Source organism: Mesorhizobium sp. M1006 (assembly GCF_040318825.1).
In the GTDB taxonomy this organism is placed as follows: Bacteria; Pseudomonadota; Alphaproteobacteria; order Rhizobiales; family Rhizobiaceae; genus Mesorhizobium.
Genome location: NZ_JAMYMZ010000023.1, coordinates 1 through 14,627 on the forward strand (window position 1 = coordinate 1; position 14,627 = coordinate 14,627).

Genomic DNA, 14,627 nt, shown 5'->3' on the forward strand with positions numbered 1-14,627 from the left:
CCTGAGGGCCCTGGCCGCCTGAGCACCGTCATGTGTCCGCCGCTCCGCTAAACACGGGGGCTGCGCGGCGGACACGCCGACGTCACCGCAATGCCACGCCATTTTGCAGAACTTGACGCACACAACTCAAATTTGCCGAGGTCAGCGCCAACGGAAGTCTCCCTCCCCCTTGTGGGGAGGGGTTAGGGGTGGGGGTACATCGTAGAGCGAAAGCCTCGGCTTTCCACCTGCGATAGCCCGCCTTCCACTGTGGATCTCACAAGGGGAGAAGGGAAAGCGTTCAGGCGGCTTCGTTCACCGGACGGCTGAGGCGGCGGACCTCCTCGTCGTTGAGCAGGCCGCCGGCGCGCAGCAGGCTGGCGAAGCGACCGTTGCGCAGCGACAGTTCGGTGAACCCGCCCATCTCGACCACCCGGCCCTTGTCCATGAACACGACCAGATCGGCGTCGCGAACGGTGGTCAGGCGGTGGGCGATGATGAAGGTGGTGCGGCCGCGCCGCAATTCGTCGATGGCGTCCTTGACGCGGTCTTCCGTCTCGACGTCGAGCGCGCTGGTCGCCTCGTCGAGAACCAGGATGGGCGCGTCCTTCAGCACGGCGCGGGCGATCGCGATGCGCTGGCGCTCGCCACCGGACAGCTGTCCGCCGCGTTCGCCGACGACCGTGTCGTAGCCCTCGCTCTTTGACAGGATGAAATCCTGCGCGGCGGCGGCATTGGCCGCGGCATGGACCTCGTCATAGCTCGCCTCCGCGCGGCCGACGCGGATGTTGTCCTCGATCGAGCGGTTGAGCAGGCCGGCATCCTGGAAGACGGTGGCGATCGAATGGCGCAGCGACTTGCGGGTCACCGTGCGGGTGTCGATGCCGTCGATCAGGATACGGCCGCTGGACGGGGTGAAGACGCGCTGCAGAAGGTTGATGAGCGTCGTCTTGCCGGCGCCCGTCGGGCCGACGATGGCGACGGTCTGGCCGGCCTGGACCTCGAACGACGCGTCGTCGACGCCCTGCCCGGAATTGCCGAACTCGAAGCAGACATTCTCGAAACGCACATGACCGGTGACGTTGACGAGATCGCGCAGCCCATCGGGCTCGGCGGCGTCGGATGCAGAGTCCTCGAGATGATAGAATTCCTCGAGCTTGGCGCGCGCCTCGGAAATCTGGTTGGCGAAGGCCGACATCTGGTCGAGCCGGGCAATCAGCAGCGTGGCAAAGCCGGTAAAGGCGATGACGTCGCCGATGCGCAACTGGCCGTGCGTCACCAGATAGGCGCCGATCAAGAGCACCACCATCATCGAAATCGTCGACGACAGGCGGTGCAGCGCGTTGGCCATCGCCCACCAGTCGAGCACCGGATTCTGTGCGTCGAGCAGGTTCTTGACGTAGCACTTCAGCGCCTCGGTCTCATGGCCGATGCGGTTGTAGCTCTGCAGGACGGCGACGTTGCTGACCGAGTCGGTCACATGCGCAAATACCTTGTGGTAGTGCCGCTCCACGGCCGCCTGGCCTTCCTTGGTGCGCCGCATCACCAGCCGTCCGATGCCGACATAGAGCGCGCCAAGCGCCAGCAGCACCATCGACATGCGGATATCCATGCTGAGCGCGGTGGGCACCAGCAGGACCAACGCAACCGCGGTCGACAGATGCTGCCGCATGAATTCCAGCCAGAGGCTGAACAAGGTCTCGACCGCGCGCAGGAGCGTGTGCAGGGAATTGGAGGTGCCGCGCTGATGATGCCAGGCAAGCGGCATGGTGATCACGCGCTCGAACGACTGGCAAAGAACCTCGCTGCGCCGCTGGTGGGCAAAGCGGTCGGCGCCGCGCGCCACCAGCACGAAGGCGATGATGTTGAACGCGCCGAGGCCGGCCCACATTGCGAGCGTCGCGAATACCGAGCCGCGGTCCGAAATGGCATCGATCACCCGGCCGAACATGATCGGCTCGAGAATGGCGATAATGGCAAGCGCGACATTCGCCCCGCAGATAAACGCAACGCGTTTCCTGTCGGCAGCGAGATAACCAAGGGCTCGCCAGTAGATTTGCAGAAGTGACACTTCAGCTACTCCGCCAATTATTTATGGTGCAGTGCGTCATTTTTTGACTCGTATCGGTTGACGCGTCGCAAAACAATGCTCGTCTAGCTCTTCCGTTCCCATTCCGCGAACAAAAGATGACGACGCTTCGAAATTTGCCGTGATCGTCTAACAGTTTGAGATAAAAGGTGAAATGTCAGCGTTGCGGCAAAATCATGGCAGTTGGAAAGCACTGCCACAATTTTAATCAGCAAGACCCTGGGCACGACGTCTAAAGTCGTGTGCAGGCATTCAGCAAGGTCAAACGCAAATATAACCGGTAGAGGCACTTGGAGCGCCCGTGCGTGCCCTGGGAACGCCAAAGTGACGCTCCAAGCCCTTGAATCTAGGCCGGTATTCTGACGACCACCTCGGCGCTATCTCCGGCTTTTGGCTCGAAGGACGAAGATTTGGTCTTCGTGCCATTCACTTCAAGTGAGATGGCCCGGGCCTTTTTGTCGCGGACGACGCGTACCTTGATCTCCGCGCCCAGCATCTTCAGAGTTGCCGAATAGCCGTCCCAATGGCTAGGAAGTCTCGGCGTGAACTGGAGGCGCTGTCCGCGGCGCTCTATGCCGAGAATGCTCTCGACCGCGGCGCGATAAAGCCAGCCCGCCGACCCGGTATACCAGGTCCAGCCGCCGCGGCCGCCCTTGTCTTGCCCGGAATAAACATCGGCCGCGACGACATAAGGTTCCACGCGGTAGCGCTCTGCCGCGGCTTCATCGAGCGCATGGTAGACCGGATTGAGCATTGAAAGGCAGCGGTAGGCATCGTCGGTGCGGCCCATTTCGGCGAGCGCAATGACGAACCATGTTGCCGCGTGCGTGTATTGGCCGCCGTTTTCACGGACCCCCGGCGGATAGCTCTTGATGTAGCCCGGGTCCTTTTCCGTCTTCGAGAAGGGCGGGGTGAACAGTTTGACGATGTTGAGGTCGTCGTCGACGAGCGCTTTCATCGCCTGCGCCATTGCCGTGGTCGACCGCGCCGGGTCGCCCTCGCCCGAAAGCACGCTCCAGGACTGGGCGATCGAGTCGATCTTGCACTCGTCCGACTTGCGCGAGCCGAGCGGCGTGCCGTCGTCGAAGCTGCCGCGCCGATACCACTCGCCATCCCAGGCGGTGCTTTCCAGCGCCCGTTTCAGCACCTCGGCGTGCTTCGTCCAGGCCTGCACCCGCTTGGCATCGCGCTCCGCCTTGGCGACAGCGGCAAAGTCGCCCAGCGTCTTCAGCAGGAACCAGCCCAGCCACACGCTCTCGCCCTTGCCGTGCTCGCCGACGCGGTTCATGCCGTCGTTCCAGTCGCCGCCGAGGATCAGCGGCAGCCCGGCTGGGCTGCTGCGCTTGACGGCAAGATCGAGCGCCCGCGCGCAATGGTCATAGAGCGAGGCTGTCTTCTTCGAGATTTCCGGGATGAAGAAAGCATCGTGCTCGCCTTCGCCCAGCGCCTGCCCTTCGATGAACGGCAGTTGCTCCTTCAGGATCGCGGTGTCGCCGGTCACCAGCAGGTAACGGGCCGTGGCGTGGGCCAGCCAGACCACGTCGTCCGAGATCATGGTGCGGACCCCGGCCTCGGTGCGCGGCAGCCACCAATGCTGTACGTCGCCTTCGGGAAATTGCCGCCGCGCCGCGTTGAGGATCTGATCGCGCGCCAGCTTGGGGTCATGCGCCAGCAAGGCCAAGGTATCCTGCAACTGATCGCGGAAGCCGAAGGCACCGCTCGCCTGATAGAACGCAGAGCGGGCACGGATGCGGCAGGCCAGGCTCTGATAGGGCAGCCAGTGATTGACCATGGCGTCGAGTGCCTTGTCCGGCGTCTCGACCTGGATGGTGTCGAGAAAGCCGCGCCATGTGCGCTCGTTGTCGGCCAGCCGCTGATCGAAATCCCTGGAGCGATGGGTCTGCACCAGCGCGCTGGCCGCCTCGGGCGAGGCCGCGTCGCCGAGCAGCCAGAGCAGCGTGACGTCGCCGCCGGCAGCGATGTCGATGTCGCGTGCGATGGCCGCGCAGGGATCGTCGCCGGCCTCGACACGGCCGGACAGGCCGGCGCCGCTCAGCACGGCATGCGGAAACTCGCTCGTGCCTTGCCTGCCGATGAACTCGCCGCGATCGGCGGTGACCGAATGCACAGCACCGTCGGCGGCCAGAAAGGCGATCCGCTCGCCGAAATCGAGCCCATAGGGATTTTGCGCCAGCAATGCGCCGGTTGCGGCATCCCTCGACGGAACGATGCTTGCAGCGGTGCGCGAGCGATGGCCGCCAAGAACCCATTCCGCATAGGCGTAGACGCGCAGCCGCATCGGTACCGAACCCGAATTCTGGATGCGCAGCCGCGATATCTTCACCGGATCGACGGGATCGACGACATGGGTCAGGTCCATCGACAGCGGCCCGCGTTTTGAGCGGAACGTCGAAAAACCCTGCCCGTGCCAGGTTTCGTAGGTCATTGTCGGATCACGCACCACGGCAGCCATTGGCGAGAACGCCCTGCCACTGGCGTGATCGTAGATGTAGATGCCCTCGCCCGGCCGGTTGGTGACCGGATCGTTCGACCATGGCGTCAACTGATAGTCGCGGCTGTTGCGGCTCCAGGTGAAGGCAGCGCCTTCAGCCGAAATGTGGAACCCGAACGATGGGTTGGAGATGACGTTGATCCACGGCTGCGGCGTCGTGCGCCGGCCGGCAAGACGCACGACGTAGTGGCGTCCGCCGCCGTCGAAGCCGCCGAACCCGTTCCATTGGTCGAGCCCGCTGCCGTCGACGCGGCCCTCGATCAGTGCCTGAGCGGCCGATGCTTGCGACGTCGGCACCGGCAAGGACGGCTCGCGAAGCGCTGCAAGGTCTGCCGGCTGGAGGGCGGCGTCCCGCGCCTGCAATGCCGCGGCCTCGGCGCGCTCGATCTGGTCGAAGATGGTGCCGTTGCGCGTATGCAGCACCACCCGAGCGACGGCGAGCAAGGTCCGGTAGGTCGTTTCCTCCATCAGATCGCGGCGCACCGCGAAGATGTGCTGGCGGGGTCCGAGTTCCTTGCCGCGCAACCGGCTGTTTTCGCACAGCGTCTCCACCGCGCGCTGCAGGTCCTGCACGTAGGATGACGCCTGCTCGTTGACGACGACAAAGTCGATCATCATGCCGCGGGCGCGCATGTATTCCTGGAAGCGAAGCGCCTGGGCGACGATCTCCAGATCGGCGACATCGGCGATCCTGACCAGGAAAATCGGAAAATCGCCGGATATGCTGGTCGGCCACAGGCTGGACTGCCTGCCGAGCCCGGAGACGATGGATTCGCCCGGAAGGCGCAGGAACGGATCGGGATAGATCAGATAGCGCGCCAGCTTCTGCACATTGGCGGCGTCGGACAGGCTGAGGCCAAGGTGCCGGGTCTGTACCTGCGAGCGCGTCCAGGCGAGCATCGCCTGGCGGGCGAAGCTTTCGGGATGGTCGAGCCGTGCGATGGCGGCATCCAATTCGGCGCGATGGGTACCGACGACGGTCCAGAACGTCAGCGAAATCTTCTTGTTGGCCGGCACGCGCACCTGCCGGCGAAGCGATGCGATCGGATCCAGGGTAAAGCCGGAATGGCCGCCAAGCTTGGCGCCGGGATCAAAGGCCGCCGCTTCGGTGATGGTGCGGCCGCGGCCGATGAAGGCGCGCCTGTCGGTTTCCGCCTCGGCGTCTCGCGCCGATCCAGACGGGTCGGTGACGAAATGCACCATGGTGACGTCGGGTTCGTCCTTTTCGCGCTTGCGCCTGGTGGCGAAGATCGCGCCGTTGTTCGGCGCGATTTCGGTTTCCACGAACATCTTCGAAAAAGCCGGATGGGCATTATCCGAGGGCTCGGAGCCCAGCACCAGTTCGGCAAACGAGGTTACTTCGATATGCCGGTCGGCGGGGCCATCATTGTGGAGCGTCACCCGTCGGCCCTCACCATTGCCTTCCGAGATGACGATGCACTCGACTTCCGAACGCAGCGATCCAATCGATTTGACGAAGCTCGCCTTGTCGTCGGAGAACAGCGTCTGCGCACGCTCGCCGGCGGCGCGCTTCGGCTCGGCGGTGGCCGACCACCAGTCGTCGTTGCTGGCGTCGCGCAGGAAAATATAGGAACCAAGGCGGTCCTCGGTCGGATCCGGCTGCCAGCGCGTGACGGCAAGTTCGCCCCAGCGGCTGTACCCGGAGCCGGTGGCGGTGACCATGACCGAATAGCGGCCATTGGACATGACACTGGTCGAGCGGAGCGCCCTGAGCGGATCGAGCACGATGCGGGTATCCGGGCTTTCCAGCTCGGTCTCGTCCTTCGAGCGCTCGTCGGCCTCGGTCCGGACGGTCGCAGTCGGGATGTCCCGCGGCGCCCGTTCCTGCAGCAGCAATTCGGCCGACTCGATCACCGGGTCGCTGTGGAAGCGGTCGCGCAGGCGCCCTTCGAAGATCGCATCGGCAACTGCGGCAATCGACATGCCGGAGTGGTGGGCCATGTAGTTGAGCACGACGGCGTGGTCGGTGCCCTCGGGGACGCGTTGCGGCGTGAAATCCACCGCATCGTAAAAACCGTGCCGGCCCAGTGCGCCCAGCCGCCTCAGCCTAGCCAGGTTCTGCACGGATTCATGCGGCGTGAACTGCGCTGCCAGCACGGTCGCGTAAGGCGCGATCACCGTGTTTTGGCCAAGGCCGCGCTTCAGGCCGAGCCCGGGCACGCCGAAATTGGTGTACTGGTAGGTCAGTTCACGGTCGCGGGCGTTGTAGGCCGCTTCCGAAATCCCCCAGGGAACGTTCTTCGAACGGCCGTACTGGATCTGGCGCTTGATGATGAGCTTGCTGGTCTGGTTGAGAATGCTGCCTTGCGGCTCCTTCATCACCAGCGGCGGCATCAGATATTCGAACATCGAGCCGGACCAGGACATCAGTGCGCCCTGGAAGCCGATCTCGACGATCGGCCGGCCGAGCCGGAACCAGTGCTCGGTCGGCAAATCGCCCTTGGCGATGGCGAACAGGCTGGTCAGCCGCGCCTCGGACGCCAAAAGGTCGTAGCAGCTTTCGTCGAGCTGATGCTCCTCGACCCGGTAACCGATCGACAGGAGCTTGCGCTCGGGCCGCATCAGGAACGAGAAATCCATCTCGAAGGCGAAGCGGCGCGTGCGCTCGCGCAAGGTCAGAAGCTTGGCCCGCAACGCCGCGACCGCGTTTTCGTCGCTGTGCGCGTCGTGCACATGCGCCTCGCAGGTGGCTTCGAGCCTGGCCGCCCAATCGGCGATGGTGTCGCTCTGGGTCGACGCGGCCTCGGTGTGGATGGCTGTCGCGAGCTTGCGTATCTCGCCGGCCAGGACGGCCAGGTTGATGGTACGGATCGACGCCATCTCCGGCTGCGCCTTGATCAATTCGACCGCCCGCCGCATGCCGTCGAGACGGTCGGCGAGCCGCTGGCGCAAGGGCCGCAATTGACGCCGGTCGTCGGGCAGTTCCTCAAGGCTTTCGTCGAGGATGGTGACGGTGTCGAGGATGCCTTCGAAGTCGCCCTGCACATGCACCGACGGCGCTTCGGCCCATTCGGCGCAAGCTGCGGCCACAGCCACCAGATGGCCGGCGAGATTGCCGCTGTCGACTGCAGAAATGTAAAGCGGATAGAGCGGCTTCAGGGTCGTCGTGTCATACCAGTTGAAGAGATGGCCGCGGTCGCGCGGCATGCTCTCGATGGTCGACATGGTCGCGTCGATGCGGTTGACGGCGTCGGAGAGGCTGATCCAGCCGAAATCGCGTGCCGAAATCACCGACAGCAGGTAGACGCCGATATTGGTCGGCGAGGTGCGGGGCGCCACAACGGGGGCCGGGCTTTCCTGGAAATTGTCCGGCGGCAGATGGTGATGCTCGGCCGTCACGAAGGTCTCGAAATAGTGCCATGTACGCCGCGCCACGGTGCGCAGCGCGTGGATGTCGGCGGCCGATATGCGCAGGCGGTCCTCGGTTTCGGCCGAACGGCTGATCCAGCAGGCGATGGCGGGCGAGCCGATCCAGAACAAGGCAAAGAAGAAGGCGACGAAAGCGCCGGTGGAATCGGCCAGCACCGGCACGGCGAGGCCGACGACGCCGATGATCACCGCGCCGTACATGATGCTGTAGTAGGAGCCGAGATCGTTGTCGCCGCCCTTGTGTGCCTGCGAGGCGGTGCGCCATTCGAGCAGGTTCTGGCGGCTGACGAACAGGCGGTAGAGCGTGCGGATGATCGCGTCGCCCATCATCCAGGCAAGATGCGCCATCAGCACGATCTTCAGCGCCACCAGGGCGGTGCCGAAGGCAACGTCGCGTGCCAGTGCCGAGAAATGGCCGCGCGGCGTCTGATCGCCGCTCTTCGGCAGGATGGCGTCGACGATGTCGAAAGTGGGCGCCATGAACAGCGTGAGGATCAGCAGCGCCTGCCATTGGGCGGCCTGCGTGAAGGGCAGCAGCGTCCAGCCGGCGATCGCGGCCATCACCCAGAAGATCGGCGTCACCGAGCGGCGCAGATTGTCCACCATCTTCCAGCGCGACAGCGCCGGCACGTTTGAGCGCGGGCCAAGAATGAAGCCCAGAAGCTGCCAGTCGCCGCGTGCCCAGCGATGGTGGCGCGACGCGTCGACCGAATAGCGGGTCGGATAGTCCTCGACCAGTTCGACGTCGGTGACCAAAGCCGATCGCGCCAGCGCGCCTTCGAGCAGATCGTGGCTGAGGATGGTGTTTTCCTCGATGCGGCCCTTCAGCGCCGCCTCGAAGGCGTCGACATGGTAGAGACCCTTACCGGTGAAGGAACCGTCGCCGAAGATGTCCTGGTAGAGGTCCGACACGGCAAAGACGTACGGATCGAGCCCGCGATTGGCGGAAAAGACACGCTGAAAGAACGACGCCTCGTCGCCACTGGTCAGCGACGCGGTGATACGCGGCTGCAGGATGGAATAACCTGCCGTAACCTCGCGCCGTGCGACATCGAAATGCGGACGGTTGAGCGGGTGGCAAAGCTTGCCGGCCAGCGCAGCGACGGCGTCGCGGGTGGTGCGGGTGTCGGCGTCCAGCGTCATCACGTGGACGACGCTCTCCGGCAATGGCACTTCCAGCGGCAGGAAGGTGGTGTCGCTGTCGCCGCGCAGCAGAAGGTTCAATTCGTGCAGCTTGCCGCGCTTGCGCTCCCAGCCCATCCAGACGCCTTGCGATGCGTTGTAGAGCCGGCGCCGATGCAGCAGATAAAAGCGCGGCGCCCCCTCCGAGGGATAGCGGGCGTTCAGCCTGGCGATTTCGGCGCGGGCGAATTCGAGGATTTCGACATCCGCAGTATCGATCTCGGTCTTCGAGTCCGGCCAGTCGGAAAGCAGCGCGAAATAGACTTCGCCCGCCGTGTTGGCGAGGTGATGCACCTCGATGTTGCGGATGTTCTCCTCGACATCGTCGCGCGAGCCGATCAGCGACGGCACCACCACCAGCGTGCGCGCCTCGGGCGGCACACCGTGCCTGAAATCATAGCCGATGAGACGCGTCGGCTTCAAAAACAGCGAGACGACGGTGTTGAAGAATGCGAGCGCGCCTTCGCTGGCCGGCACCGCGAACAGGGCCAGCATCAGGACGATCGACGGCACCGACAGGCCGAGATTGGCAAGCGCATTGCCGGAAACGACCAGAAGCAGGACCGTCAGCGCAAACACCGGCACGACAATGCCCAGCCATCCGGTCTTGCGGAAGGTCCGGTTGAGCGTCTTGCCGATGGTCGGCCGGTAGCCGATCGACCGCTCGAGCTCCTGCCGGCGAGGGCCGACCAGAAAGAAGCCGACGTCGGTGTGAGCGATCGGACCGGTTTCGGAGCCCGGTGCAGCGGCAGCATGGCCGGCGAGCTCGATCGCCCTTTCGGCAACGCGAAATTCGGAGAGATCGGAACGGCGCGCCAGCTCCTCGATCGCAGTCCGGTACTGGTCGCGGGAAAAGAAATCGAGCGCGGCGAAATCGGTGCGTTCGCGCAGCAAGGTGTCGATGCGGCTGACGCCCTCGAACCACACCGTCCAGTCGATGTCGTTGATCAGGCGCAGGCCGCGGATGATGTTGCCGGTGGTCACGTTGCCGCTGGACAGCGTGTGGTGCTCGCTGAGGATGATCTCCTCGGCGTCGGAGCCGGTCCTTTCCAGCTCGCCCTCCAGCCATTCCAGCGCCCTGCCGGCATTTTGCGAGCCGTCACGCAGCCGGTAGAGCAACTGGGTGGCGAAGGTGGTGTCCTGCGCATGGGCGCTGTAGTGGGAAAGTATCGCCTGCCGGTCGGCGCTGTCGTCCGTCGCCAGCACACGGTCGGCGACCTCGTTGGCGATCTGGCGCAGTTCCCGCGTGCGATTGACGCGGACCGCGATCCGGCGAAGGTTCTCGATCAGGACGAAGCGCAGCAGCGACGGCAGCGCCCATAATTCGCCGATCTTCAGCGGCTCGACGGACTGGAAGCCTTCGACAATCGCCTTGAACATGGCCGACGAGACGGAACTGTCGGAATGCGCGACATAGGTCCACGCGACCGCCAGTGCGCGCGGCACGCTGGATCCGTCGGACAGTTTCAGCGTCGGCAACTGACGGTAGAAGCGGCGCGGCAGGTCGCGCTTGACCTGAAAAATGGTCTCCTCGACTAGGTAGTTGTTGTCGAGCAGCCACTGCGCCGCGGGCGTGATCGTTTCGCCCCTCGCCTGGGCAGCGTTGGTGGAACGGTAGACATCGAGAATTTTCCTGGCGCTGTCGCGGATGCGGGCCTGAAAATCGAAAGGCGTCAGACCGAACAAGTCCTTGGCATCGCCATTGGCAAGGGCTGCGCCCAAAGCGCGCAGCCGATCTTCCGGCAGGAAATTGGAGCGTATCGGCTCGTCGGTGACAGCCGGGAAGCTGGCGCTCGTCTTTTCGATCTGTGCGAGATTGGTCTGGATATTCATCTAAGGTTCCGTGTTGGGGACGCAGTGCGGCGTCACCGCCACGGCAATGTCCCTAAAACCGGTCCAAATGCAATTGGTTGCATCGCAACACTTGGCCGAAAGTTTGTTTCCGCACCACGACAAGATGCCGTCTTTCGACAACTTCCAGGCGAGCACTATGAGCATCGTTTCGGCTTCTGATCGGCGGAAGATTCAGGCTTTTTCGTGATGCAGCGACCAGCTTACGCGATATTTGGCCGGCGTCACGATCATGTTTGGAAACAGACGTTAATCGTTGCCGGCAATGCGGTCGATGCGGATCACGAACAGCATGGCCGGCCGGACCGAATCGAGGCGCAGTTCCGGCACTTGCGCCCCGGGCAACAGCGCGTCGAGCGGGCCCAGTTGCATGGGCGCCGCGCCGACCACGCTGAGTTCGCCGTCGACGCACAGGATGAGTGTTTCATCGGCTTCGGCCTGGATCTCCGTCGGAGCCGAAATCAGCAGGCTCTCGACCGTGTGGATCGCCCGGGCGCGGCGGGTCATAACGTTGAGGTCGGTGATCGGACCGGCGATCAGCGTGGCTTGCGTCGGCACGTCGGCCGGAAAGGCAAGCGGTGCGGAAGCCTTGGTGATTTCGACCGGTAGCCGGCCGGCGATGCCGAGGATCATGCCCTCGCCTTCCAGCAACGCCAAGGTCCGATCGACGCCGGCGAAGCCGGAGAACGGTCCGCTGCTCTCGACGCGCGCCATCGAGACGCGCCAGTCGAAATCGTCGAGCCCGGCACCTGGCGGCGAGACGGCAATCTCCGTCGTCATCCCGCCGCCGTTCTTCCACGGCATCGAGCGGTATTCGGCTGCCCGAAGGATGTGCAAGGCGCGGCTCAGCCCAAAATGCCGGGCAGGTTGAGCTGGTTCTCCCGGGCGCACTCTATCGCGATCTCATAGCCGGCATCGGCGTGGCGCATGACGCCGGTCGCCGGATCGTTCCACAGAACCCGCTCCAGGCGCTTGGCCGCCTCGGGCGTGCCGTCGGCGACGATGACCATGCCGGCATGCTGCGAAAAGCCCATGCCGACGCCGCCGCCATGGTGCAGCGACACCCAGGTGGCGCCGGACGCCGTGTTGAGCAAGGCATTGAGCAACGGCCAGTCGGAGACGGCATCGGAGCCGTCCTTCATCGCCTCCGTCTCGCGGTTCGGCGAGGCGACCGAGCCGGAATCGAGGTGATCGCGGCCGATGACCACCGGCGCTTTCAGTTCGCCCCTGGCGACCATCTTGTTGAAGGCGAGGCCGAGCCGGTGGCGATCGCCAAGCCCAACCCAGCAGATGCGCGCCGGCAGGCCCTGGAAGGCGATGCGCTCACGCGCCATGTCGAGCCAGTTGTGCAGATGGGTGTTGCCGGGGGTCAGCTCGCGCACCTTGGCGTCGGTCTTGTAGATATCCTCGGGATCGCCGGAAAGCGCTGCCCAGCGGAACGGGCCGATGCCGCGGCAAAACAGCGGACGGATGTAAGCCGGCACGAAACCCGGGAAGGCAAAAGCATTCTCGAACCCCTCCTCCTTCGCCACCTGGCGGATGTTGTTGCCGTAGTCGAGCGTTGGCACGCCGGCGTTCCAGAACGCCACCATCGCCTCGACATGCTCGCGCATCGACGCGCGGGCAGCTTTTTCGACGGCCTTCGGGTCGGAGGTGCGTTTCTCGCGCCACTCGGCCAGCGACCAGCCCTTGGGCAGATAGCCGTTGAGCGGGTCATGCGCCGAGGTCTGGTCGGTGACGATGTCGGGGCGCACGCCGCGCCGCACCAGTTCCGGCAGGATGTCGGCGGCGTTGCCGACCAGGCCAACCGATTTCGCCTCACCGGCTTTGGTCCAGCGCTCGATCTTTTCCAGAGCCTCGTCGAGCGTGTCGGCGCGCTCATCGACATAGCGGGTGCGCAGCCGGAAATCGATGCGATCGGGATCGCATTCGACGGCCAGGCAGCAGGCGCCGGCCATCACCGCGGCGAGCGGCTGGGCACCGCCCATGCCGCCGAGGCCGCCGGTCAGGATCCATTTGCCCCTGAGATTGCCGCCATAATGCTGGCGGCCGGCCTCGACGAAGGTCTCGTAGGTGCCCTGCACGATGCCTTGCGTGCCGATGTAGATCCACGAGCCGGCCGTCATCTGGCCGTACATCATCAGGCCCTTTCTATCGAGCTCGTTGAATTTCTCCCATGTCGCCCAGTGCGGCACGAGATTCGAGTTGGCGATCAGCACACGCGGGGCGTCAGGATGAGTGCGGAACACGCCGACCGGCTTGCCCGATTGCACCAACAGCGTCTCGTCGTCGCCAAGCGTCTTCAGCGAGGCAACGATGCGGTCGAAATCGTTCCAGGTGCGCGCCGCCCGGCCGATGCCGCCATAGACGACCAGTTCGTTGGGGTTTTCGGCGACGTCTGGGTCGAGATTGTTCATCAGCATGCGCAACGGCGCTTCCGTCAGCCAGGTGCGGGCGTTGAGCTCGCTGCCGCGCGGGCTGCGCACTTCACGGATGTTGTGGCGAGGATCGGTCATGATTGTCCCTTTCGAGTGAGGTCCACCGCGCGTCAGCGTTCGGCCCAGGCGATCGCGGTTTCCAGGATATTCTTCAGCGTGACGCGGATCGGCGCCGCGAATTCGGCCTCGTAAGGCACCGGCCAGTTAGCCGGTTCGCCCTTGCCTTCGGGCTCGCGCATATAGCCGCGGTTGGAGAGTTCCATCTGCAGCGCGTGGACGCCGGCTTGCGGCTGGCCGAAATGGCGCGTGATCCAGCCGCCCTTGAAGCGGCCGTTGACGACGTAGCTCTCGCCGGTTTCGGCGAGGATCTGGCCAACCGTCGCCTGCAGCGTCGGATCGGCGCTCTTGCCGTCATTGGTGCCGAGATTGAAGACCGGCAATTTGCCTTCGAAAAGGCGCGGCAGCACCGAGCGGATCGAATGGCAGTCATAGACGACGACCTTCCCATGCAAAGCGTGCAGCCTGTCGATCTCAGCCTGCAGGGCGGCATGATAGGGTACGAAGAACTTCTCGCGGCGCTCGTCGATCTCAGACGGCCCCGGCTCTTCACCCTTGCGGTAGAGCTGATCGCCGTCAAAGGTCTCTGTCGGACAGAGCCCGGTCGTCGTCTGGCCGGGGTAGAGCGAAACGCCGGACGGATCGCGGTTGACGTCGATAACGGTGCGCGAAATCGCCGTATGCACGACCGTCGCGCCGAGGCTCTCGGCGAAGTCATAAAGCTTGTCGATCCACCAGTCGGCGTCACGGCGGCCGAGCCAGGGCGAGACCAGCCGGCTGTCGAGGCCGGCGAGATCGATGCCGGTATGCGGGATCGAAACCAGCAGGGGTGCTGTGCCTTGGGTGACGGTGAGCCAGGAGGGTGAGGTCATCGGAAGTCTCCGCGCGAAGGAACGCGACTTTGCAATCGTCCTTGAACACCGACTTCGGTTTTTATCGCTCGCAACGCATTTTGTTCTTGCTTTGTGCCGGCAGCTATGCTACTAAATTCGGTATGGTGCTGATTCGGCCCGACGACCCGCCTTTGAGGCGGGTTTTTTGTTTCTGGATTTGAAAGTTTCGGTGTTGCCGGGCTGAGGTTGGCGGGACAGCGCCCCCCTCTGTCCTGCCGGACATCTCCCCCTCTAGT

The 14,627-nt window shown here is 64.3% G+C and carries 5 protein-coding genes; all 5 read right to left on the reverse strand.

Annotated features, from left to right (window positions below; all coding sequences use genetic code 11):
• Positions 1 to 280 precede the first annotated feature (280 nt).
• A complete protein-coding gene (locus tag NKH60_RS21200) occupies positions 281 to 2,050 on the reverse strand; it encodes a glucan ABC transporter ATP-binding protein/ permease (RefSeq protein ID WP_352473659.1) in 1,770 nt (589 codons plus the stop codon).
• Positions 2,051 to 2,414: 364 nt separating this feature from the next.
• Entirely contained in the window at positions 2,415 to 10,985 is an 8,571-nt protein-coding gene (locus NKH60_RS21205) for a glycoside hydrolase family 94 protein (protein ID WP_352873189.1), read from the reverse strand.
• 267 nt (positions 10,986 to 11,252) lie between these two features.
• A complete protein-coding gene (locus NKH60_RS21210; RefSeq protein WP_352873191.1) occupies positions 11,253 to 11,840 on the reverse strand; it encodes a HutD/Ves family protein in 588 nt (195 codons plus the stop codon).
• 8 nt (positions 11,841 to 11,848) lie between these two features.
• On the reverse strand, positions 11,849 to 13,519 hold the full coding sequence (gene hutU, locus NKH60_RS21215) for a urocanate hydratase (RefSeq protein WP_352873193.1): 1,671 nt from the start codon (positions 13,517 to 13,519) through the stop codon (positions 11,849 to 11,851).
• Positions 13,520 to 13,551: 32 nt separating this feature from the next.
• Complete coding sequence (gene hutG, locus NKH60_RS21220) at positions 13,552 to 14,370, reverse strand: N-formylglutamate deformylase (RefSeq protein ID WP_352873195.1); 819 nt, start codon at positions 14,368 to 14,370, stop codon at positions 13,552 to 13,554.
• Positions 14,371 to 14,627 lie beyond the last annotated feature (257 nt).